This is a genomic window from Sphingobacterium sp. B29, from assembly GCF_001952815.1.
Taxonomy (GTDB): domain Bacteria; phylum Bacteroidota; class Bacteroidia; order Sphingobacteriales; family Sphingobacteriaceae; genus Sphingobacterium; species Sphingobacterium siyangense.
The window spans coordinates 557,126-579,043 of the sequence record NZ_CP019158.1 but is presented as its reverse complement, the minus strand read 5'-3'; the positions used below and the strand labels follow the sequence as shown (position 1 = coordinate 579,043).

The 21,918-nt window shown below is 41.5% G+C and carries 24 protein-coding genes; 6 read left to right on the top strand and 18 right to left on the bottom strand.

Going from position 1 to position 21,918, the window contains the following annotated elements; genetic code table 11:
- Positions 1-48: 48 nt before the first annotated feature.
- Positions 49-660, top strand: a complete 612-nt coding sequence (locus BV902_RS02560) for a helix-turn-helix domain-containing protein (protein ID WP_075990648.1) — start codon at positions 49-51, stop codon at positions 658-660.
- Positions 661-674: 14 nt separating this feature from the next.
- On the opposite strand, the gene BV902_RS02555 is transcribed toward BV902_RS02560, so the two are convergent.
- The gene (locus tag BV902_RS02555) at positions 675-1,511 is read right to left on the bottom strand and encodes a helix-turn-helix domain-containing protein (RefSeq protein WP_075990647.1); all 837 of its coding nucleotides are present in this window, start codon (positions 1,509-1,511) and stop codon (positions 675-677) included.
- Positions 1,487-1,933, bottom strand: coding sequence for a response regulator (locus tag BV902_RS02550; protein ID WP_075990646.1), 447 nt, complete (start codon positions 1,931-1,933; stop codon positions 1,487-1,489). The genes BV902_RS02555 and BV902_RS02550 overlap by 25 nt, the downstream gene beginning before the upstream one ends.
- Positions 1,934-2,407: 474 nt before the next feature.
- On the opposite strand from BV902_RS02550, the gene BV902_RS02545 reads away from it, so the two are divergent.
- Positions 2,408-3,661, top strand: coding sequence for a tyrosine-type recombinase/integrase (locus BV902_RS02545; protein WP_075990645.1), 1,254 nt, complete (start codon positions 2,408-2,410; stop codon positions 3,659-3,661).
- A 3-nt stretch (positions 3,662-3,664) separates the two neighbouring features.
- Here BV902_RS02545 and BV902_RS02540 read toward each other — a convergent pair whose 3' ends face one another.
- The 4 genes from BV902_RS02540 to BV902_RS02525 form a co-directional block, all read right to left on the bottom strand.
- Positions 3,665-4,831, bottom strand: a complete 1,167-nt coding sequence (locus BV902_RS02540; RefSeq protein WP_075990644.1) for a C1 family peptidase — start codon at positions 4,829-4,831, stop codon at positions 3,665-3,667.
- The gene (locus BV902_RS02535) at positions 4,828-5,799 is read right to left on the bottom strand and encodes an acyltransferase family protein (protein ID WP_335682270.1); all 972 of its coding nucleotides are present in this window, start codon (positions 5,797-5,799) and stop codon (positions 4,828-4,830) included. The genes BV902_RS02540 and BV902_RS02535 overlap by 4 nt, the downstream gene beginning before the upstream one ends.
- Before the next feature lie 264 nt (positions 5,800-6,063).
- Positions 6,064-7,146 (bottom strand): endonuclease/exonuclease/phosphatase family protein, encoded by a 1,083-nt coding sequence (locus BV902_RS02530; protein WP_075990643.1) that lies wholly within the window; start codon positions 7,144-7,146, stop codon positions 6,064-6,066.
- Positions 7,147-7,231: 85 nt separating this feature from the next.
- Positions 7,232-8,317: a mechanosensitive ion channel family protein gene (locus BV902_RS02525; RefSeq protein WP_237241917.1), complete on the bottom strand. Its 1,086-nt coding sequence runs from the start codon at positions 8,315-8,317 to the stop codon at positions 7,232-7,234.
- Positions 8,318-9,144: 827 nt separating this feature from the next.
- On the opposite strand from BV902_RS02525, the gene gldL reads away from it, so the two are divergent.
- Both gldL and gldM read left to right on the top strand, forming a co-directional pair.
- Positions 9,145-9,957, top strand: a complete 813-nt coding sequence (gldL, locus tag BV902_RS02520; RefSeq protein ID WP_075990642.1) for a type IX secretion system motor protein PorL/GldL — start codon at positions 9,145-9,147, stop codon at positions 9,955-9,957.
- A gap of 30 nt (positions 9,958-9,987) precedes the next feature.
- On the top strand, positions 9,988-11,523 hold the full coding sequence (gene gldM, locus BV902_RS02515) for a type IX secretion system motor protein PorM/GldM (RefSeq protein WP_075990641.1): 1,536 nt from the start codon (positions 9,988-9,990) through the stop codon (positions 11,521-11,523).
- Positions 11,524-11,652: 129 nt separating this feature from the next.
- On the opposite strand, the gene BV902_RS02510 is transcribed toward gldM, so the two are convergent.
- The 10 genes from BV902_RS02510 to BV902_RS02465 form a co-directional block, all read right to left on the bottom strand.
- On the bottom strand, positions 11,653-12,111 hold the full coding sequence (locus BV902_RS02510; protein ID WP_075990640.1) for a hypothetical protein: 459 nt from the start codon (positions 12,109-12,111) through the stop codon (positions 11,653-11,655).
- Between the two features lie 13 nt (positions 12,112-12,124).
- Positions 12,125-12,685: a CHAP domain-containing protein gene (locus BV902_RS02505; RefSeq protein WP_083663443.1), complete on the bottom strand. Its 561-nt coding sequence runs from the start codon at positions 12,683-12,685 to the stop codon at positions 12,125-12,127.
- Entirely contained in the window at positions 12,604-12,990 is a 387-nt protein-coding gene (locus tag BV902_RS27205; protein WP_075990639.1) for a hypothetical protein, read from the bottom strand. Before BV902_RS27205 ends, BV902_RS02505 begins: the two co-directional genes overlap by 82 nt.
- Positions 12,991-13,017: 27 nt before the next feature.
- Complete coding sequence (locus BV902_RS02495; protein WP_075990638.1) at positions 13,018-13,560, bottom strand: DUF6266 family protein; 543 nt, start codon at positions 13,558-13,560, stop codon at positions 13,018-13,020.
- Between the two features lie 82 nt (positions 13,561-13,642).
- On the bottom strand, positions 13,643-14,287 hold the full coding sequence (locus BV902_RS02490; protein ID WP_075990637.1) for a DUF6266 family protein: 645 nt from the start codon (positions 14,285-14,287) through the stop codon (positions 13,643-13,645).
- Between the two features lie 427 nt (positions 14,288-14,714).
- Complete coding sequence (locus BV902_RS02485; protein WP_075990636.1) at positions 14,715-15,020, bottom strand: hypothetical protein; 306 nt, start codon at positions 15,018-15,020, stop codon at positions 14,715-14,717.
- Between the two features lie 30 nt (positions 15,021-15,050).
- Positions 15,051-15,803, bottom strand: coding sequence for a LytR/AlgR family response regulator transcription factor (locus tag BV902_RS02480; RefSeq protein WP_172840631.1), 753 nt, complete (start codon positions 15,801-15,803; stop codon positions 15,051-15,053).
- Positions 15,804-15,831: 28 nt separating this feature from the next.
- A complete protein-coding gene (locus BV902_RS02475; RefSeq protein ID WP_075990634.1) occupies positions 15,832-16,890 on the bottom strand; it encodes a histidine kinase in 1,059 nt (352 codons plus the stop codon).
- 71 nt (positions 16,891-16,961) lie between these two features.
- Positions 16,962-17,882: a hypothetical protein gene (locus tag BV902_RS02470; protein WP_075990633.1), complete on the bottom strand. Its 921-nt coding sequence runs from the start codon at positions 17,880-17,882 to the stop codon at positions 16,962-16,964.
- An 83-nt stretch (positions 17,883-17,965) separates the two neighbouring features.
- A complete protein-coding gene (locus BV902_RS02465) occupies positions 17,966-18,208 on the bottom strand; it encodes a hypothetical protein (protein ID WP_157625858.1) in 243 nt (80 codons plus the stop codon).
- A 192-nt stretch (positions 18,209-18,400) separates the two neighbouring features.
- Between BV902_RS02465 and BV902_RS02455 the strand changes: the two genes are divergently transcribed.
- Both BV902_RS02455 and BV902_RS02450 read left to right on the top strand, forming a co-directional pair.
- Positions 18,401-19,024: a Crp/Fnr family transcriptional regulator gene (locus BV902_RS02455; protein ID WP_075990630.1), complete on the top strand. Its 624-nt coding sequence runs from the start codon at positions 18,401-18,403 to the stop codon at positions 19,022-19,024.
- 107 nt (positions 19,025-19,131) lie between these two features.
- A complete protein-coding gene (locus BV902_RS02450) occupies positions 19,132-19,521 on the top strand; it encodes a hypothetical protein (protein WP_075990629.1) in 390 nt (129 codons plus the stop codon).
- A 55-nt stretch (positions 19,522-19,576) separates the two neighbouring features.
- Here BV902_RS02450 and BV902_RS02445 read toward each other — a convergent pair whose 3' ends face one another.
- Together BV902_RS02445 and BV902_RS02440 are read right to left on the bottom strand one after the other, a co-directional pair.
- The gene (locus tag BV902_RS02445; protein ID WP_083663442.1) at positions 19,577-20,932 is read right to left on the bottom strand and encodes a RagB/SusD family nutrient uptake outer membrane protein; all 1,356 of its coding nucleotides are present in this window, start codon (positions 20,930-20,932) and stop codon (positions 19,577-19,579) included.
- A gap of 3 nt (positions 20,933-20,935) precedes the next feature.
- Entirely contained in the window at positions 20,936-21,892 is a 957-nt protein-coding gene (locus BV902_RS02440) for a hypothetical protein (RefSeq protein WP_172840630.1), read from the bottom strand.
- Between the last annotated feature and the right edge of the window lie 26 nt (positions 21,893-21,918).

Below are 21,918 nucleotides of genomic sequence, written 5' to 3'. Positions count from 1 at the left end.
GTTGTAATATGCTCACATGGTAAAATTGCAGACAAGAAAAGATTAAGTATGGGAAAAATATCAGATCAGCAATTAGCAGAACTAATTTCAAGAAGAATACTGGAAATCATTGATTTAACGGGATTGACGATCGAAAGCCTAGCCAGTTTCGTGGGTGTCTCCACATCCACTATCCGGAGCGCTTACCGTAAAACAAGTTCATTATCTGTGGATAGCCTTTCAAAAATCTGTCGGCCATTTGCCATTCGACTAGCCGATTTTTTTGATGCGGCCTTATATTTAAAGATCGACGAAGAGCACCTTCCTGATTTAAAGGACTTTAAAAAGAGCTACTTTGCGGATCAAGAATTAAAGAGTCGGGTATCTCCATTTGATGAAAGTAGCAGCCAGAGCGAGTACCATCGCCAACAGCGCGAGCTCATCGCCTATATTATCCACCGATCCGACTATTTCAACAGTCCAAAAACACTCGAAGCGATGGTAGCCGACTTTAGGAAGGATTACCAGGCGGCTTTCACATCGGAAAGATTATATGCCTTACTGTTGAAATACTTAGGCAGTGGAATACTCGACAAAAAAGCTTTGCCGAGGACGGTTAGCCGGATGCCGGCCAGTAAGCGTCCTTATTTATACTTTAAAAAAGAATCTACAAAAGCATAAACGAGTTCCCAAATTTAAATCTGGCGATAGAAAAGCGGATTACTACCTGTCTGCCTTTTAAAAAAATTGCGAAAATTAGATTCATCCGAGAAGCCCATCTCATAGGAGATCTGAGATATTGAAAGATCTGTATGCTTTATATAGCGCAAAGCCTGTTGGGCCACAACAGTGGATATCACACATTTAGCCGATTTACCAGCAACGGCAGAACACAGCTCGGTCAACTTCCGTGGAGAAAGGTGCAGACGGTCCGCATAATACTGCACACTGGTATGTTCGCGGTAGTGCTTATGCAATAAGACCGAAAATCTGTTAAATAACTGAACGGCAGCGGTGTCAGCAGATCCACGTGTTGTTTCTAGCGATAGCATTGTTTGATACCCTTCGAGTAACAAGGATTCAAAGCAGTGGTGGGCAACCATCATATCGATCGTACGGTATTCAGTGCAGCATGTCAAACGCTCCATGAATAGTTTCTTGAAAACCAGATCAGCTCTGCAATCCCGCATAGACAGAAAAGTATGATTTCCAAAAAACAATCCCGAATTGAGTATTTCGGTATCCGCTATTGATCTTTCGTAAAAATCTGCCGTAAACCAAAGTAAATATCCCTCAGCAACGATAGGTTGGGCGATCTCGACTTCAAAATGTGGCCCAATAAATATGAGTTCGCTAGTCCCAAAATCGTATAACGTTGGGCCAATTTTTATGCTGACAGGAGAACAGGTTCGAATGATAGAAAAAACCGATTTATCGTGTAGCCTTTTACCTAGCTGGCTACCATACTCAGCCAGTTTTAGTGCACCAAATTGCATCGTTTCTTTTCCTATAGCTGATTTACAAAATTCCATTTCCTAAATAAATTCTTTTCAAAATCAATGATATCTAGATTTTCACAGAGCATGGTATAATGATAGATAGACGTCAACATCTTTCGGGGAGACTGTTTTGAGAAAACAAGCTTAACACCACTATCAAGAAACCTTTTTTTTTCATCTGCACTTTCGCTGGCCGAATACCCAAATAGGCGAATCATGGGGTAGCGGCTTTTCAGTACACGGGCAGTTTCCATGCCGTCCATCTCCGGCATATGCAAATCCAGAATGCACACATCTGGCTGCTCCATATTTGTCTCAAGCAGATGCACAAGTTCCTTTCCACTATGACAGGAATACAGCATCTCATAGTTCCCCATTTCCCTGGCTAGATGCTCAATTACTTTCAGGTGCAATACGTTATCATCTGCAAATGCAAGTTTTAATTTCTTGTCCATTAAGGTAATTGTTAAATTATAAATTTGAAACCTTGGATTTTTCAGTTTGGCTGTATTTGGATTTATTGCAGGAGTACATGTTGATGAAGTTATCAAAGCAATTCTCCAATACAATTAAAAGCATTTCAATTTTCGGCGCGACATATCTCTGTTTACTGTTCATATTTCGGTCTATTATATTTTTTCAACAAGCTTGTACTAGCTATTTTAATTGTAAATTATTAGTCTAATTCAGACTAGAAAAAAAACATTACAATCTGATTACAAATAAGTTAAGTAGAAAAGTTTTTGATTTCTAACTTGTCTTTTGTACAATTAAAAACATTTACTAACCGAATGATTATTTTAAAGGCATATCTTGTAAGTAATTAAAAAAAAATAGTTATATTTGAATAGGTAGGATTGTAGTCTGAATTAGACTAATCTGTATAATCTAGTATCTTTATGCTCAGACAATAGCAAAAAGTTTACCTCATGATTTTTAATTTTACCTTATTGAATCCTACTTCAATATCATTCATCTACCTTGCATTTGTTGATGATCAACAACAGCAATTTCTTATTAAAACTCCTTTAAAAATTGTTCCGGCTCAATGGGACGAGGAAAAACAGCGACCCAATAATATTTATCTAAAAAATTTTAAAAAGCTAAATACAAAGTTGGATGCACTGAAGATTGCAATAGCGACTTATCTTTCTGACTTAAAGTCGAATAAAAAGGAGTTTTCACTTCGAGCAGTCAACCGCTTAGTCAAAAAATGCTGCTCGGAGGCGACGCCTTCACTTCCAGCAGGCGGACTGCTACAAAGTGTCGACAATTTTATCAAAAGCCGAATTCACCTCATTACTTCAACCACACACAAACGCTACCTCGTCTTCTTCCGTTTATTAAAACGCTTTGAGGGGTATCAGCAAAAATATCTGATGTTAGATCAGGTAAACAGCCTTTTTGTACAGCAATTTATTGCCTATGGTGAATCCGAAAACTACAGTATAAGTACCATATACCGCACGGTACATTTTGTGCGTACAGTGCTTAATTTTTTGGAGAAAAGAGGAGTACGAACTTTTGTCTATGAATTAGAACTGCCCAAGGTCAAAAAAATAAACCGTGCAATCAGCCTCAGTGAAGATGAAATTAGCACGATAAAAAATATAGACGTGCCGGTTCATCTGAAAGCCGCCAAAGATTGGCTGGTAATCAGTTGTTACACGGGTCAACGCGTATCGGATTTTATGAATTTTAATTTGGATATGATGGAGATTCTCGATGGCAAGCCCTGTTTGTCGTTCACCCAGCAGAAAACACAGAAAAGCATTTTACTTCCACTTCATCCTACGGCATTAATTATTATGTCAAATAACGGGCATCGCTTCCCCCATAAAATGACTGCTCAAAAATATAATGAGCAGATCAAGGAAGTGGCGCGTCTTGCAGGTATTACCACACTGGTGAAAGTCAGGAAGCGGAACGGATTCCGTTCCTCAGATCAGCTTATTCCAAAATGTGAGGCGATTACCAGCCATATTGGCCGAAGAAGTTTTGCCACAAATTTTTACGGTAAAATTCCTACGGCATTGTTGATGGACGCGACAGGACATAGTACAGAACAAATGTTTCAACGGTATATCAGCAATGTGGACACTGAACGCACACGATCACTAGGTACTTACCTGGAAAACATATATCAAAATCGAAGTAGACCACAACAACAACTGAGCAGCTAGTTTTTACAATTTCCTTTTCAAAGATGATTCAAGTGCATCTTTGTGAAGCATTAAGGCAGTACTTTTATAACGTAAATATTCTTTCGTGAGGTAGACAAAGCCCTGGAAGGCATTGCCCCTGCCCCAAGAATTCTTGGCAACATAGTATTCTTTTCCGTTTTGATCTTTTACTAGGCCTATAATATGTAACGCATGATCATCTGTTGTTTGCCATGCATCGAATGCTCTCTGCCGCTTCAAGGCATCGATTTTGCCTTCGGGTTGTGGCCTGACGAACTGCGTCTTTTTTTCTTCCGCTGTCATGTCTGACGCCGACTTTTGGGGAACATACGCAATTCCATAAGGCCAGGAAAAACCAGGTTCCGAAATGTCGATTGTACATGCTACCGTAAAGCCTTTTTTTAAAGCCTGATCAATAACAGCTGTAAGGTCTTCCATCGGCAGGTTAAAAAACTGACTGAACGACCAATTGTCGGGAATCAAAAAAACAAATGCTTTGTAATAAGGTACGGTGGTGACAGAAGCGATATGAATATACTGATCTGGATCGATGCCTATCACCTGATCGGCAAAACTACGTGCTGTATACGATTTGCCCTGATAGTCAAAATTAACGGGAACTTTGCCCAGATAGTCGTCCATTAGCAGCTCTACATCTTGCTCCCAGCTGCTTTTCAGTTCCCTGCTTTTTACCATAATGGATAGTGTACTGTTCAATACAGCGCGCAGGCCCTTGAAGTTGCTCGAGCTTTTACCCGCTTTAATTCCCGTGTAGGCAGCTCTAGGCATCGCCCCATGAAGACGCAGTATTTGCATGACATCGTGAAGCTGCCCCCCCTCATTTAATTTTAGGCCACCATGCAGGCGTAGGTAGTTTCTCGCCCGTTCAAGATAAGCCATCCTGACGGTATATAGCGGCGAAATCGCCACAGGAGTTTTACCCATTCGGATCATTTCTGATTCAAGAAAGGAATTCCCGGTATACGACCAACAGGTATTGGAAGCTCCCTGATTCTTCACTGTTGTACTTTTCAATCGGATCAACTCCGTAAAAACAAACTCCGACTTGAGCAACTTTATATGTTTCGGATAATAAAACCTATAAAGTATGGCTACGGCTGCCAACATAGCAACTATGATTCCTAAAATGATCCAATTCTTTTTTTTCATGATAATCTACCCCCGCAAATAACTGCCGTAAAGCTGGGCAACAGTTTCTTAATAGCCCAATAAAACAATAGTCCCAACAGTATAATAATAGCTGGGCAAAGAAAATACAAAAACAGCAGTGTTGCATCCGTTTGCGGTCTAATCTGGTTAAATAAGAATTTGATAATAAAAACCAATGGTAAACGGTGATAAGCAAATATAAAAAAACTGGCGCTGGCCAAAAAGTAATTGGGACGCCAGTGTCCCTTTTCAATAAAGGAAGCTGTCACTGCAACCACGGTTATCAAGCCTACCAATACACTGGCACAATAGCTATAGCTCCACCAACCTGCGCCCAAACTATAAAATGCCCCTACGAGCAGCAAGATATAACATGGAGTTGGCCAGGGCAAGAAAGACTTCATGATGAGCACAAAATTCTTTTTATGCAAACTAAAGTAAGCCCCTGCCGAAAAGAAAAAGAAAGAAACTGTACTCCATCCGGGCAAGTAAAAATAGGGATTACAGACCCAGATGAATCCTAGTACCAGCACTGCGAATAGGTGTAACTTTTTAATTAAAATATAAACGATGGGCGACAGGACCACAAGCACCATGAGATCACGAATAAACCAAAAAGGTGAATTGATGGGTAAGTTTTTTGTCGCCTGGACATGGATATGCGAAGTATCCCAAAAAGACCAAAGCCAATCAGATATACTATACTGAACAATTGGCTTATTGACACCTGATAAAAGTCCACCGAAAAAAGTCTGTGCCAGAAAGAAAAAAAGTAGTACTGCGAAGTTCCAAAAAATATAAGGAATAAACAGACTGTGCAGCCTGCTCTTTAATTTTTTGAAATAGACCTCAAACGTGAAGTACTCCGTACGATAAAAAAAAAAGAAAGCCTGAGATAAAAAAGAAAAGCGGCACACAGACTTCGAAGACGAGCTTCGAAAATAAGAAAAAGACCTGTGCGAAAACAGGGAAATGGAACATATTAACCTGTTTTGAACCCTGAATGATGATATTTGAAAAATCTGTATGAATAAATACGACCCCTACGATCAGAGGGAAGCGGAGAAAATCGATGGTTTTCGACAAGAGTGTTGCCGAAGTTAACGAAGAAGAATGATCTCTTTCCATGGATTGGATTTGGCTATCTTGCTTAGTGTCGTTAAATTAAGCATTTTAAACAAAATTCCTTCCTTTTTTCATTAAAAATAAAGCCAATACGGAATTTAATATCCTTATTCCCCTTCTGGAATTCGATTTTCGCTCTCTTCCTCTTTACCCTCAGCAATCATCTCATTGACATCCGCCATATCGCCAGCTTCCAAATGTTCGATATCTTCCGCCTGCTCTTCGGAATAGCGATCGATAAAGAATGTACAGCCCATCGGAAAATGATCAGATCCCACAGATGGATAAATAAACAATTTGTCGATAAATACGGTTGGACTATGAAACAACAGATCCAGAGGCACTCTGAAAAACCAATAGTTGGCATGAAAGGTAGAAAGAACGCCACGTCCGATGCGTGCATCGATCAATCTGCTGGTTTTCTTGAACAAAAGGGAAGATTTTGCCCAGGCTACATTATTAAAATCTCCTGTGACAACTACGGGCATTTTATAATCGCGCACCCGTTTGGCCACACTGAGCAGATCACCGTCCCTTTCCTTGGAATTTTCTTCTTCCGTAGGGCTCGGTGGTGGTGGATGAACAGCAAAAAAAATAAAACGGTGTCCATCGGCGGTTTCCATTTCAGCTTCAATACTCGGAATATCATCCGCCACAAAATAATGCACCTGACATTTGTTGATCTTCAGATTGGTATAAAAGTGCATGCCATAAGTGTTGTCCAGCGTTACCTTCTCAAAATTGGGATAATCCTTTTCCAGTACACGCAAGGCTTTTTCCCATGCGGCGTCACTTTCCATTGTCAAAAAGATATTTGGCTGTTCTTTTTGAATCAGGTCAATAAAGCGGTCATAAGCCGTATTGAATTGCAGCACATTACAAGAGATCACTTTGATACTATCCGATGCATCCTTGCCCTTTTCATATTTTTCGCGACGCCAAAATTTGGTATAGCGGATCAATATATAGGCATGGTATACAATCAGCGCCAGCTGTACACCTTGCAAGCACCAGATCCAAGAATCTTTCCCCACGAGATAAAATCCCATTGCCAATGCTGGCAGCTGAAATACCAGCAGCTGCAGCTTCACAAATTCAGCTACCCGAAAAATCCAATGCTGGCTTTGGGCAAAGGGCAATACACTCAGTAAAATTAATAACCCTGAGAAAACAGTATAGAAAATCAGCATATCGTTCGCGCAAACATTTTAAACAAACTTAAACAAATTACGGTTATTTTCAACAGACCATCATTTATCAAGCGCTCCTCAGCTATTACATACCCTTTTGCTCGCTCTCCATATAATCCACGCGTGTTCTGGCCAATGCATTCGGGAAGTTTGTGTGGATATACGCTATCATCTCCTCGCGGATAAAACAACGCAGGTCAAAAGCTTGCCCCGAATTCCGGCAGCTCATCAGGCAGCGGACCTCCATGGTACGCTCTTTAAAATCTGTTACCTGAAGCACATTGACTTGACCGTCCCAAAGGGGGTGTCCGGTAAGTAAGGCTGTCAATTTCTCACGCAGTAGCTGGACAGGTACGGTAAAATCTGTATAGATAAATACAGTACCCAATATTTCAGAAGTCGTGCGCGTCCAATTTTGGAAGGGTTTTTCAATAAAATACGTGATGGGCAATACCAAGCGGCGTTTGTCCCAGATATTGACGACCACGTAGGTCAGATTGATTTCCTCCACACGCCCCCATTCCCCTTCGACTACCAATACGTCATCCATACGAATGGGTTGTGTAAAAGCAATCTGAAAGCCAGCGAGGAGATTCCCCAAGGACTTCTGTGCAGCAAAACCGATGATAATTCCGCCAACGCCCACTCCCGTGAGCAAACCGGCGCCGATCTTTTGCATACTATCAAAGCTTAAAAGGATAATCGCCAATGAAATCACAATAATCAGCGTGACCACCACTTTTCGGATAAAGACGATTTGCGTCCTAATCTTTCGTTCGCGCAGATTATTCTCCTTATTTATATCAAAACGATGGTAGAGATAATCTTCAAAAACTTTAATGCCCTGTATCAGCACAACCGCAAAGAAACTGACCAATAAAAGTTCATTCGTTTTGCTCACCACGCGAAGGGTTCTTTCGTTAAACTGTGCGAAAGGCAACAAACTGTTAAAGACAATTAAGGGGATAAATACACTCAAGACACGGTTAAAGCGCTTAATAAAGGAACGGAAAAGGGAGTAGGATTCCTGTTGGATGGCCTGACGCCGTAGTAGAGGAATAAATATGAGTTTAATCAGGATACCGATCAAAAATGAAAAAAGGATTAATGCAATATTCCAGAGCCAGGCGGGCCACTTCTGTGAAAGTTGAATTAATGTTTCGTTCATCATAGTGTTATTTCTTTATGTTTACAACTTATATCTCATTAAAGTATAACTGCCATGAAGGTCTAACGTTTGTTTTATTTTGAAAAAATCAGTTGAAAGGATAGCTAAGAATAATTTTACGCATATTGATAAACATAGACGAGCATTTACCGATCCAAAAAATGGGATTTAAAACAAAATTTTACACCTTCCATAAGATTAAAACCACACAAAAACACCCTTATTCAACAAAGAAGAAGTAAAAAAAAACCAAATAAAACACCTATTTATCACAAATAAGCAGACAATTGCACAAAAAAACCAAAATATTAATAAAAAAAAAGGCAAAATAAAACACATAAATAATTAAAATATCAACAAAAATCACCTTTCATTTAAAAAATTAGATAAAAAACAGATTAAAATTACAAACAAAACAAAAAAAAACCATATATTTACATCACCTTGATAGGTTTATAATTGGTTATTTGAAGGTTTTCATTCTCCCCGAGTGAAAACCTTTTTTTATTTTATATTTAATCCTCAATAAATGTGCTCTTTATAATTTTCTACAACGAAATCCAATCAAGCTATAGCAGATTAGCAAAAATATATCCAACAACTTCATGCTCTTAACTTAAATTCTCAGTATCTAATATTTTGGAAGTGATGAATAGCCTTTTGGTATGTTTTTTGAGCCTACAGAGCCAATTACAAACAGATAACTAGCTTTACATGGCGTGCTTTACTTAAGCATACTATAAAAAAGGTATTTAACGTTTATAATAAAGTTTAAAGCGTAGGAATTTCAAGCTTTCCAAGAAAAATTAAACCAAAACATAGAGATAACAATGAGCAAGAAAAAAGACAATTCTAGATGGCTGAATGTGGCCATATCCTGGGGAGCGAGTATCGTCATCATCGGGGTACTATTTAAGATTCTACATATCGGCGGCACCACAGCCAATTATATGATCGGAATCGGTTTAGGTGTAGAAGCCTTCCTTTTCTTTTTAATGGGTTTCAATCCGCCAGCACCGGAACCAGACTGGACCCGGGTTTATCCTGAATTGGACGACAATTTTAATGGTGATCTTCCACAAAGAGGAAAAACTGTTGTTGCCCAACCTGCAGGTCCATCGGCCACAGCTGCTTTAGATAAAATGTTTGCCGATGCCAATATTGAACCCGCAAGCATTGAAAATCTCGGTCGTGGCCTACGTGATTTCAGTGAAAAAGTATCAGCAATCAATAAGTTATCGGATGTTTCATTAGCAACAGAAGAGTTTACGAATAAACTCAGAACAGCAACTTCTAAGTTTGATAACTTGAGCCTAGCGTTTGAAAAAGCTTCGCAAAACCTAGTCGCCATGTCGAATACCTCTGGCGATACGTCCAATTACCACGAACAGGTAAAAAGTTTGACAACCAACCTAAGCCAATTAAATGCGATGTATGAACGTGAGTTACGCGATTCGGCATCACATTTACAATCGATGAACAAGTTTTATGAGAACCTAAGCTTTACCATGCAAAATTTCAACGAATCGCTGGATGATTCCAAAGCATTTAAAGATGAAGTGGGCAAGCTAGCGAAAAACCTCAATGCCTTAAATGCCATTTATGGCAATATGCTGAGCGCGATGAATCAACCGCGTGTGTAATTAATTCTTGTATCACTTAAATTAAAAACAATGGCATTAGGAAGAGAAACTCCAAGACAAAGGATGATTGGCATCCTCTATCTGGTCCTGCTCGCCTTATTGGCGCTCAATGTACCGGATTCCATCTTGGATGCATTCAAAAATATCAACAACAGTCTCGAAACATCCAAATCGAATGTCAGCACAGCCGTTCAACAACTGTTCACCGCATTCGAAAACACCAAATTAAAAGAAGAACCGGCACGTGCCAAACCAATCTACGATAAGGCAAAAAAAGCACAGGCTATCATTGGAGAACTCAATCAGTATATTGGTTCCTTAAAAGAAGAGTTCGTTAAACAAGGTGGTGGATACGATGAAGAAAAGGGCGATCTGGCACAACGTGAAAACGAAGACATTTCACCGAATCTGATGATCAACGAGAAAAAAGGAACTGTTTTAAAAGATAAAATCAATACAACACGTACTAAACTGTTAGCCCTACTCACACCTGAAGAACAAAAGATGGTTTCGTTCTCTCTAGAGGCGAAAGATCCCGAGAAATCTGTAAACGGTAAAAAATCCTGGGAAGAAATTAATTTCGGTAGTGGTACACCTTTGACCGCAGCAATGACCATTTTAACCAAAATTCAGACCGATGCGCAGAATGCAGAGTCCGATGTGGTCAAGCTTATCTTGGGCAAAATGGATCAGGCCGTTGTGAACTTAGACAAATTTGCAGCGGTTGCTGTTGCTCCTACCTCCTATTTGGTCCAAGGGCAACCTTATAAAGCCGAAGTATTTCTGACGGCATCCGATTCTAAATCTGAACCGGCCATTTCAGTTAATGGATCATCGCTTCAGGTGGTGGATGGGAAAGGTGTTTATTCGATCAACACCAGTCGCGAAGGTATCTATACCTGGACCGGTGTGATTAAAGTCAAACAGACAGACGGGTCTTATAAAGAATATCGTACCCCTGTACAGACCTACCAGGTTGCGCGTCCTTCAGCGGTCGTATCGCCAGACAAAATGAATGTACTTTATATCGGTGTGAACAATCCGATATCGGTATCAGCTCCGGGTACTCCGACAGATAAAGTGCGGGTGAGCATGAGTGGCGGCAGTATTTCTAGTGCCGGCGGTGGTAAGTATAATGTGAAAGTAAGTTCTCCGGGTACAGCACATATTTCGGTTTCGGCTGAAGTAGCACCAGGAAAAACACAAACATTGAGTTCGACAGAATTCCGTGTGAAACGCATTCCGGATCCGATTGCCAAGTTTGCTGGTAAAACAGGCGGTTCGATGGCTACTGTGGCACTTAAAGCACAAAATGCATTATTTGCGAAACTGGATAACTTCGATTTTGATGCTACTTTTAGGGTCACCAAATTTACGATGATCATTGCCAAGCCTCGTGCGGATGCAATCGTGTTATCGACTTCGGGCGGGCAGTTGAGTTCAAGCATGTCTTCAGCCCTTAATGGCATTGTACCAGGCACGCGTGTGATCTTCGACAATATCGTTGCCGTGGGCCCTGATGGGACTTCCAGACAGCTCAATGCAGTTGCTTTAACGGCAAATTAATATAACCGCCCTATATCTGCTACATACAAAGCCCTGCTCCCAGATAGAGCAGGGCTTTTTTTAGCTACGACACACCTTAATAACATACATTTTTTAAGGTGAACTCAGTTTTGAACCTTAAATCATAACCTACTTTCTCCGCCGCCACCAGATCCAATAGCCTAAACCAGCTAACATAACGACCCCTATAGCAAAGATCTCAGTTGACACGACTTTATTTTCTCGCTTCACAATCAAATCCGAAGCGCTTGCCTCCTTTCTATTGGCCTGCTGAAGCTGCAAATTCTCTTCGGCATGCTTTATATTAGAATGGTGGGCGACAAGTTTCCCCTCCTTAGCCCATAATCCGCTATCTGGATGAAACCATAATGGACTATCCGTACTAAAATACCAATAGGAAAATAAACTATCCTGCTGTTTCTGATGATAGGCCAGATCGCGATGCTCATATTGACTATAACGCCACGTGGATTTCTCTTCCAGCTGCTGCTTTCCCCGGAAAACGCTACAACTGATGACTACAGCAGTACTGATGATGAAGAGGAAAAACAGGAGGTTTCCACCGACCGAAATTAGATATTTATTCATGACCGTGCCCTCCTCAATCGATCCAGTTAGCAATGGCATAAATGGTTGTAAGGGGCCGCCGCCGTGATTCCACCCGGTCGTAGCTATTTCCTTCTACCGAGATCAACATCGGGCCATCAATTGCTTTGACTAGCCCTACATGATGGATCCGTTTCAATTGGCTGCTATAGATCGCGAACAAATCGGCTTGCCGCACATCTCCTTTCAAGAACTGCACTTTGGTATAGCAGCGCGCTTTTGGAAAGAGCGCTGGACTCCAGGCATTGCGCGGTGTTGATAGACCAGCCTGACCATAACACCAGCTGGCAAATGCTGCACACCATTCGTAGCCATCACCGAGGCCGACATAGGCAAGGTACATGGAAATCTCTGGCCCCTTATTATCGCCCCCGGTCTCCCTTACCCCAATTTCATTCGCTGCAATTTCATGAATCTGCTGCCTAAGCAGATCAGTGTTACGCACACGAGCATAACTATTGTTACACCTTCCGTCTAAAACAGCATTTCCAGTAGCAGCAGAAATGCAAAGAGCAATAGAAAGAAAACCGAGAAATAAAGAATGGATTGTTGCCATGAGTTTAATTGATTAAAATGATAATAAATATCCTGTCTATAATATTTGAAGGGTCTCCAGAGGTATTCCAGCAGCCAGGTGCAGCAACAGATAAAGACCAGTCCGGCCATCAGCCCAAAATAGAGCAGGGACAATACCCCCAGATCAAGCGCAGCTGATGCCGGGTCGAAAAATTGTAAGATACTCCCAACAAATAGGAAAATAATGACCGATAATATACTCGCCATACCGAGCAGGTACTTGGGCTCGATCGGCAATTTTTGTGTTAGACCATACCATGGCCCTTTCATTTCTATACTGTTCATATTGATATAATTAATGATAAAAAATAGTTATACACTGCCTACATATTGACTGCGCGAATAGCGGTTTCGATTCCGATCGCGCACCAGGACAAAGACATCAAGCCTGACATTTTGCATATAATTAGGTAGTTCGAGTCTTAAGCCTGAACTCGAGCGCGTAACCAGGGCCTCATTGCGGATAGCAACGCCGGCAATTGGATCATAAGCCACCAACAGCAGCTCGTCATCGTGGTTCAAGGGCGTAATCTCACCACCATCAAAATGCAGCCACAATGCATCATTTTCCAGCGTAATAGCTTCTACACTAATCCCCTGTACGGAGCCATCGGAGAGCAGAATGAAAGCAGGATCAACATATAGCTCCGGGTATTCGCCTTTGACCGCATATTTGATCGCATGCGCCATTGCCAGGTTGCGAGCAGACAAATACTTCCCTTTTTCCCGACGCACACATTGTGCAAAGCCGTCCTTAATGACCGATGCAAGTGGCTTTAGGTACTGGCTCGCCAGATAAAACTTCTGCTGCGTCAGCAGCATGCCTATCGTCTTGTTTATTTTTCTTTTTTTCATCTGAAACTGTATTTATTATAACCTACATTTTTCCTTTCCAAAATCTGCCAGGGGCACAGTTACCCCTGGCGATTATTCCAGCCTAGGCAAGCATTATTTCACCGAGATAACTGCTTCTGCTGATTTTGGTCTTTGTCCGGTCGGACATAAAATACCAGATATGCACAGCATCACCCAACAGATGCTCAGGCACTCCAAATGTGATCACTCCATCTTGCCTTTTCGGCAAAGTTGGCGAAGTCATGAATTCATCCTTTGCCGGATGGTAACAGATTACATAAAAGAGATCGTCTCCTTTTGTTTCGTAGACATCGTTATTGCCCGTCGACCAAACCACTGTAATGGCATCCGCATCAAAACCAGCTTCTACCGTTCCGCCACCACCGTAAATCCCATCGGCAATTCTGATCTTGCTATAGTCCAAGCTCAGATCAGGATAGACACCCTGAATGGCCAGCTCCTGATTTAGCTGAAAAGCATAATTGAGCGGTGTGAGACGGTCTGCTTTTTTCTGGCCAAAACCGATTTTTAGAAAGTTATTGACTGGCAGCAGAAAACGCATCAGCGTCTTAAATCGTGCCTGCACGATCAGCTGAGCTTCTGTATAGGGCTTGTTGCTCTTTTTAGCGAGCCCTCTGATGTAGTTGATACTCTTCCAACTGGCTCCGATCACTGAACCGGCCTTGCCACTGAAGCCACCATTGGCTCCGTTTACAATTGTTCCCATTTTTAAAAATTTTAAAGATTAAAAAATAAATCGTCAAGATTTTTATACCGGTATTTTTGCTTGACAGAACAAACATAAGGCATTCATAAACAGAAAAATGCAAACAAAAACAGATTGTCCGACGCTTGTCCGAAGGTTTCCTATCGATTGTCCGACGACCGCCAATAAACATGATTCAACCTCTATAATAATCTTCTATAGGACTGCTTATGACCTGCCTTTGAGACTAACCTATTGCATACCTATGATTAACCTAGTTAAGACCTAGTTCGATAGGTAAACACAAGGTCTCGACTAGGAGTTAGCTAGGAATATTGGCGAAAAAAGGGCATCACAGGGATGAACAAAGCCTATGGCAAAGGTGAACGAGCGCATGAGCAGAAGCGAAGCCCGGCCAGATGACTAAGAACTTCGCTGTAATTTAACATCAGCTATTTAAATAACGTTTGAGCCGGAGCACGTCGTCAAGCTTAAAATACTTTTTGCCCCCTTTATCGCGCTGGTACACCTGAATAAGGCCTAAGTTTTGATACCGCAGCAACGTACGGTCCGATACGCCTACGGTGTCTTTGACAAATGCTGCATCACGAAGTTCGACAGTGGTATCCGCTGTCTGAAAGCTATCCTGTATTGCTCTTTTTAATACTTGTATTTCTGTAAAGAGTATATATAAAGCCTGCAAGAGATGAGCATCTGTCTTACGGCCTATATTGTTAAACGAATCTTTTCTCATATTTTTAATTGTTTATAATGACAAATACGCTTATCCACCAAGCGTATTGGAGTTAATGAAGCTAAAGAAGTCTACATACAGTTTCTTATCACCTACAGGAAGTGTTTTTTTCGTCCCTTCAGTCATCAAGACACCGCCGACCCCATAGCTGTAAAAAAAATTGATATTAATTACAATGCTCTGATGGCATTGCTTAAACCATCTGACCGGCAATCGCCCCAATACTTCCCGCATGGTACTGCTGCAGCTGAGTGTTTTACCCCCGATCATGTGAAATTTAACCTGGCCATTGGTACTTTCGACATACACGAGTTCTTTCATACGAACCTCCGTACGCTGATAACGCACCGGCCCTTTGATCATAAAATAATAGGTATAATTTTCCAGTGAATCGTGATCAGAGAGTGGGATCAATTTAGCGAGCGCTTCATCCACCCGGCGCAATGCGGCATAGAAACGACTCTTAGACACGTCTTTGAGCAGCACATCAACGACACCGAAATCATATCCCGGATCCTCGTACTGGCGATGTACTGTATAGAGAATTGTTTTTAGATTTGAGCTCGGCAAGGTTCTTAAAAAATCAAAAGCGTTGGTCTTCCCTAATTCGACATCAAGGATCATAAAATCCACTTTGTTGGCACGCAGAAAAATTTTGGCATCCTGCGGATCATTAAATGTTTTGGCAATCTGTACATAGCCAATCTCTTCGACCATCTCAAGCAGATGGTCTATATGCAGCTTTTGGTCATCGATGATGATTCCTATCCATATTCTATTCATATTTTCCGTCATTTTTTTGTTCCCTTAATTATTTGTAGCGCTGCACACATAACGTGAGTTCATAATGCTCATCGTCCTGATTTTCTTCCATCGAAAAGTCCGTTCCAAAGAGGTATTCCATGCGTGTTCGTACATTCCGAAGTCCAACATCGTGACTTGGCATCATCTGAGGGCCACTTCGTTTTTTATTTTGAACCGTAATCCGATAACCGGTATTACCGACAAGAATGTCGATTTTGGCCGGGTGATCTTTATCCCACAAGTCCGCATGCTTGAATAAGTTACCAGCGAGCGTCTGCAATAGTGTAGGTGCAATACTAAATCGCATCAGGTTACCCGAGCAGGAAAGTTTTATGTAAAAAGGGTTTGGTTCGACTTTCTCCTGTATGGACAGGTACTGCTCTAGTGCTGTCACTTCATCCGCTAATAAAATATGGGTTGCCCCCTCCACGTGATGAGCCTCCATATAGAATTTCATTAAGCGATAAATTTCCGAAAGCTGCATACCCAACTCAACATCATAGGGGTCTACCTTATTTTTTAAATTGCTAAAAATATTCGCCATCATATGCGGATGCACCTGTGCAGATAAGGTCGTATATTGAAAAGATTTCATCGTTGATTCTGCGGCGAGACGTGCGTTTACAGCTTCAAGCTTATCATTTGATTCACGAAGCTTACTCTTATAGTAATAATAGCCCACCGCCATCACCGTATAATTACTATGCATGACGAGAAAGGTCTGGATATACTTCGCCCAACTAAAAGCGTGTTTAGTGATGACATACCTATTATTTATTATCTCCAGTCCAAATCTACCATACAATTCATAGTACACAATCAGGGCGGAGAGTAAATAAAAGCCTATCATCAACACTATAGTTCCCAGTATGTGCCCCCGATCGTAAACATACTTCAAGATCAGATATACCGCATAGAAGATGACGGCACAATAAAATACGGTGATGAAGGAAGCTCCCAAATTCAGTCTGGAATTGCCCAGTGCATTTACCGCAAAAAAATAAAAACTATATCCTATCCAGAAGTAGCAGTGCAACAACCACTTTCCTTTAAAGAACCTATTCATATTATTGGTTTATATTGATAACCTAAAGATAATTACAACATCATGTTTAAACAAGTATCTAGATCAGTTTTTCAAAAAATAGTTCCAGGCAAGAGATAACTCAGGTAAGTAAATTTATCAAGCAGCAGCTGTTTCTCTTTCATGCTAAATGAAATTATACGATTAGTTGCCGGCCAGGTTGCTACATCCGAGCTTGGTGACATGATTTTGTGTAGGTAAAGCCAGGCCTCCCAGGCCTCCGGATATTCTAATAAAATTTCCTCAAAATCCTCATAAATAATGCGGCTAAAATAGTCCGTAAACTGCCTGGCGCTCGGAAACCAGTTTTCAAACCAATGACTCAATTCACAAATAACAATGGGCTCATTTTCTGCCGCTATTTTGGCAATTAAAACTGTTATATTTTTTTGAAGTAAAAAAGCCATACTTAGAATCCCATGCTTTATCTTAATGCTGCCATTTAGAAAAGGGATTTCGCTTAATTTTTGCGCATGGAAATCTTTTGCAGCACTCACGCCACCATCTAGGTAACAGAATATGTGATAGCCAAGATCCATCTGCTGCCGTAACTTAAAGAAAAGATAAGGATCCTCAGCATCTAGAAATACAACTTGTTTTTGCCAACGATCACCGAGCAAAGCTGCGTAATGCTGTGACTGCTGCAACATAACCTCTTTAGCCACAGGAATACAAAGTTTATAGCCGCGCTGAACCAGAAAGGCAGGAACAGCCCGATAGTAGCCAAAATGAAAACTTAAGATAAATTGAGCGCGTTCTGGAGAAATCCAATAGGTTTTGCCCTCGAACTGAAATTTAGTGGCGTCCGTTTCTGCCTGTAGCCTTGAGAAATTGATCGCCGCACGGTGTAGATTTTGCTGGATATCGAGCTGATGGATACCCAAAAGATGCTGCACATTGGCCGAGAAAAAAACGAAGTCCCGCCAGTCCTTTTCGTTGTACCCGTTCATGGCGGCTTTCCAAGTAAATTGCATATAAAAAATACGTTAGGTTTAAAATTGGGAATATGCCATACCTTAAGGAATAAGGCACAGCATACTCAATTATTAACATGTTCTTAAGGGAAAACGATATTGCATTTTCCTCCATCGTCCTCTTCATCAATACCTAACATCAGGTCGGTGATGCTCAGAGGTTGCGGATTGTATAGACCAAATTGGGCCAATAGTGTTTTTATTTCCACGTTGTTTCTCGTAAAAAATAAAACCATAGGCTGTTCTCGCAACAGCTTTACGGCTTCAGGCACTGAAGACTGTGGATCGATCGGAAGTAAAAATTCAACTAATAATTGGAGAGCCAAAGGACATCGCCTTCATCTACCATTTGGTTCCTAAACTTTCCATTTTGTCGATAATTTGGGAGGCAAAAGAGGTTTTTCTAGAGGCAAAAGGCTTTATAGGGGTAGTTTCGTCAATGATTTTCAATCGTCGTAGTTTTGTTAAAGCAACATATATTACTGTCAGTTAGCCAGATAAACCGAAAAAACTTTATTATGTCAATTAAGCATAACACCAAGGCGGGATTCAACCTATTATGTGATTTTTGGGGGAAATATCACACAATAGATCATTTTCACTATCAGTGGGTAAAGGACAACCTCAAAGTCAAGATCGTCAAACGGGGCGAGCAACTCAGTCCAGCTGACCGTCATTCGGAGATGACCTATTTTGTCGCGAAAGGCCTCCTGGCGCGGGTTGAAGAAAATACTGAAACCGGCAAGCGCAAGATTATGAGCCTGGCTATTCCGAACATGGCCTTAATGACGACTAATCACCTCTATACACATCATCTACACAGCGGGCATATTGTGGCACTCCGTTCGGGAATTATTATTGCGATCCCACACCCGGTACTTCGGCAGTTTCAGGAACAGGAAAAATCCATCGATACTTTGATTGACGTATTGGGCAATAAAAAGAAGAGGCAACTGGTTTTGTTAAGGCAGGCCACATTGGGCTATTCTCCCTTTGAGCGCTACCTTAACTTTACCCGGTTGTTGCCCGAAATTAAAGCTGCTACCACACAGGTGGAGCAGGCTGATCTACTGGGGATATCGCGGCACACGGTGCAGCAGGCTCAGTATTTTCTGCTCACGGGCAAATATGCTCAAAAATAGCTCCTATGGTACAGGCCTATATCAGACTTATTTTGCATGCAACTTTGTATAAGGAGCTAGCGAAAGTGCTGGCTTTAATAAACATTTTATAAACTAAATTTTTTGCCATGGCAACAAAAAGAAACAGCTGGCTACGTGCCGGCACATTAGCAGTATTAGGATTAGGGCTCGCATACGGAGCCCAAAGTTTCACCAACAAGGAAGAGGTGAAAGTAGAGCGGAAAGCGGATTTTGTTGAATGGAAGTACGAAGGTACGTCCAACAATCTATCTCAGGCTCTTGATGCCGACAATTATTCTCCAGCCGGATCGACTTCTTGTGGGGGGACCCCGCAGACAATCTGTCGTATTTCAGCGCCAGAAGACCTTTCAAATCCCGGGCACCCGGATATGAGTGCAGCCGTGGGATCGTCAACAGTAGGAGCAGATATTCAGAACTCAGTATCGAATCCTACACCTACTATTAACAATACCGTGAAAAGTCTACGTTCATTTTAGGCTACTTCCTGCTAAGATTAACAAGGGGATACTCCAGTGGGGTTCCCCTTATCTACTAACGTATATTTTGCTGCATACCGGTCTGCCTGATCACTTCATCAGGTATTAGGTAGTAACAACGGCTATCATTGGGCGGTAGTTCTGCGATGATATTTCCAGCGTCGTCCCTTCTTTGCAGAACAATTTCCCGTCCCTGCTCACGATTTAAACGTTTTATATCGCTCCACCTCAGCCCACGAAAAATCAATTCCTTACGCCGTTCGTTTAAGATTTGTCCAATAGCCGCCTCTTTATCAGAAAACGCAATTGGACTATAGCTTCCAGTCCTCCATTTATTGGTTAACACGTTATTTAGTTGTTCAGCTGCTTTATTCAGATTCCCTCTTCGTGCAGCACATTCTGCTGAGATCAACAGCACTTCGTCCGTTGTCAGTCCAAAGAATAAAGTTGAAAATGTACCGGGATAGTTCCCTTTCAAGCCAATGTGTCCATTTCCTTTGTCATAGAAATAAGCACTTTTACGAAGATCATTATCGGCATATTGTTCATACAGTTCGCGATTTACATTGGCACTGTTCTGTAAAAGCAGATTTCCTGTCACGCCATAAACAGCATAAATTATTTCATCATGGTTGATCGGAAAGGGACTCATGCTTTCTAAATCCAGGGTATTGAGATCCGTTACTTTACGATAAAGTTTTAGCGCTTCATCAGCGTATTTTTCAGCCAGCTCATATTGATTGAACGATAGATAAATGCGGGACAAAAGCACATAAGCAGCAGCTTTTGTCGGTTTTACTTTTGATACAGCGGTTTCGGGGAGAAGATCTAGTGCTTCGTTGAGATCCTTTAATATGGCGGAAACATTTTCAGCAACCGTACCACGTTGTGAGACTACGCTGTAATCTGAGGTGAGGCGAATTGGTATTCCCGGTTTTGCATCTGCACCCACCTGACCGATTTCCGTGTATACCTGTGCTTCACAGTAATGAACAAGTGCCCTAGTAAACAGCGCTTCGCCCCGCATTGTCTTCTTCTCTGATTCTGCACCCGTTTTTATACGATCGAGCGCCTCTAAAGCTACATTTACCGTCATCACTGCCCGATAGCCGTTGTACCAATCTCCTGATAGATCAATTGCAGGATAGTTCTTCTTCCATAGGTACATTCCCTGATCGGTTTCACTCATATTTCTAAGGGTATTATCATCGAGGTAATAGTCATCGGTGCCATTCTCCAATAACGAAGATGCGAAAACATTCAGATTACTGACATCATTTAGCAAGCCCCGGATATCCTCCATCGTTTCCGATACTGCAATTGATGCATCCGGTTTTAGATCAAGATACTTCTTACAGGACACTAAGGTGAAGAATGTGGAGCCTATAATTAATAAAATACAGTTTTTCATTATTTAATATTTTACGTTGATATTTAAACCATAAGTACGTATAGCGGGAATACCATAACTATCCGGATCAAGCCCATATTTGTTTTTCCTCCAGATAATCCCAACATTGTTCACATAGCCATTCACAGCTATTGCTATCAGCTTCTGTGCTGTCTTGGCAGCAAACGAATAACCCAGGCGAATATCCGAGATCCGTATATGGTCACCTTTTAGCACATTCATCGACGAATTGGCATAAAAATCATCCCTGTTGGCATTAGCTGGATAAATCATTGAAGGTACCGAAGTCCTGGCCTCGTCGCCAGGCTGCTGCCATCTATCCGCAAAGTCTGCATTTCCTTTCCAAGATTTGAAGAGCGCAGCGTAATTGATTGTCTCCTTTTGGAAGAAGTAACCAAATTTATACACTAGATTGAATGAAGCCTGGAATCCCTTCCATTGGATACTGGGCCTCAAGCCTCCCTGATACGTTGGCAGGCCTCTACCATGATAGCTCAGATTCTGTACAGAGTCATACAGCATGCCCGAATAATCCTTGCTGACTTCACCGCGATACCAGCCCAGCGGATCTCCCGTATTGGGATCAAGCCCTTTAAATGGATATGAAAAGACAGGATAGAGACCTCTTCCCTCATAGGGCATTAATGCCCTTCCACCAGCAGAAGCATAAAACAATGCGTTGGATACCGTACCTGTATATTTTGTCACCTTATCCGTGCTGTAAGCAAACAACGCCTCTACACCGACTTTCAGTGATTTATTCAATGCCTGTCGATAGCCGATATTGAGATCGAATCCCCTTCCCTTTAATTCTCCAACATTACGTCGCATATTATAGAGCCCCAATGTCGGGTCAATTTTCTCTGTCGCCAATAGATCAGTAGACTTTTTTAGGTAATAGTCAAAACTCCCCGACAATCTACCATTTAGAAAAGCAAAATCTACGGCAAAATTATTCATCCGTACATCCTCCCATTTTAGATTGG

Coding starts and splice junctions, on each gene's coding strand:
- BV902_RS02560 (WP_075990648.1), top strand. CDS start 49: ATGGGAAAAATATCAGATCAGCAATTAGCAGAACTAATTTCAAGAAGA.
- BV902_RS02555 (WP_075990647.1), bottom strand. CDS start 1,511: ATGGAATTTTGTAAATCAGCTATAGGAAAAGAAACGATGCAATTTGGT.
- BV902_RS02550 (WP_075990646.1), bottom strand. CDS start 1,933: ATGGACAAGAAATTAAAACTTGCATTTGCAGATGATAACGTATTGCAC.
- BV902_RS02545 (WP_075990645.1), top strand. CDS start 2,408: ATGATTTTTAATTTTACCTTATTGAATCCTACTTCAATATCATTCATC.
- BV902_RS02540 (WP_075990644.1), bottom strand. CDS start 4,831: ATGAAAAAAAAGAATTGGATCATTTTAGGAATCATAGTTGCTATGTTG.
- BV902_RS02530 (WP_075990643.1), bottom strand. CDS start 7,146: ATGCTGATTTTCTATACTGTTTTCTCAGGGTTATTAATTTTACTGAGT.
- BV902_RS02525 (WP_237241917.1), bottom strand. CDS start 8,317: ATGATGAACGAAACATTAATTCAACTTTCACAGAAGTGGCCCGCCTGG.
- gldL (WP_075990642.1), top strand. CDS start 9,145: ATGAGCAAGAAAAAAGACAATTCTAGATGGCTGAATGTGGCCATATCC.
- gldM (WP_075990641.1), top strand. CDS start 9,988: ATGGCATTAGGAAGAGAAACTCCAAGACAAAGGATGATTGGCATCCTC.
- BV902_RS02510 (WP_075990640.1), bottom strand. CDS start 12,111: ATGAATAAATATCTAATTTCGGTCGGTGGAAACCTCCTGTTTTTCCTC.
- BV902_RS02505 (WP_083663443.1), bottom strand. CDS start 12,685: ATGGCAACAATCCATTCTTTATTTCTCGGTTTTCTTTCTATTGCTCTT.
- BV902_RS27205 (WP_075990639.1), bottom strand. CDS start 12,990: ATGAACAGTATAGAAATGAAAGGGCCATGGTATGGTCTAACACAAAAA.
- BV902_RS02495 (WP_075990638.1), bottom strand. CDS start 13,560: ATGAAAAAAAGAAAAATAAACAAGACGATAGGCATGCTGCTGACGCAG.
- BV902_RS02490 (WP_075990637.1), bottom strand. CDS start 14,287: ATGGGAACAATTGTAAACGGAGCCAATGGTGGCTTCAGTGGCAAGGCC.
- BV902_RS02485 (WP_075990636.1), bottom strand. CDS start 15,020: ATGAGAAAAGATTCGTTTAACAATATAGGCCGTAAGACAGATGCTCAT.
- BV902_RS02480 (WP_172840631.1), bottom strand. CDS start 15,803: ATGAATAGAATATGGATAGGAATCATCATCGATGACCAAAAGCTGCAT.
- BV902_RS02475 (WP_075990634.1), bottom strand. CDS start 16,890: ATGAATAGGTTCTTTAAAGGAAAGTGGTTGTTGCACTGCTACTTCTGG.
- BV902_RS02470 (WP_075990633.1), bottom strand. CDS start 17,882: ATGCAATTTACTTGGAAAGCCGCCATGAACGGGTACAACGAAAAGGAC.
- BV902_RS02455 (WP_075990630.1), top strand. CDS start 18,401: ATGTCAATTAAGCATAACACCAAGGCGGGATTCAACCTATTATGTGAT.
- BV902_RS02450 (WP_075990629.1), top strand. CDS start 19,132: ATGGCAACAAAAAGAAACAGCTGGCTACGTGCCGGCACATTAGCAGTA.
- BV902_RS02445 (WP_083663442.1), bottom strand. CDS start 20,932: ATGAAAAACTGTATTTTATTAATTATAGGCTCCACATTCTTCACCTTA.
- BV902_RS02440 (WP_172840630.1), bottom strand. CDS start 21,892: ATGAATAATTTTGCCGTAGATTTTGCTTTTCTAAATGGTAGATTGTCG.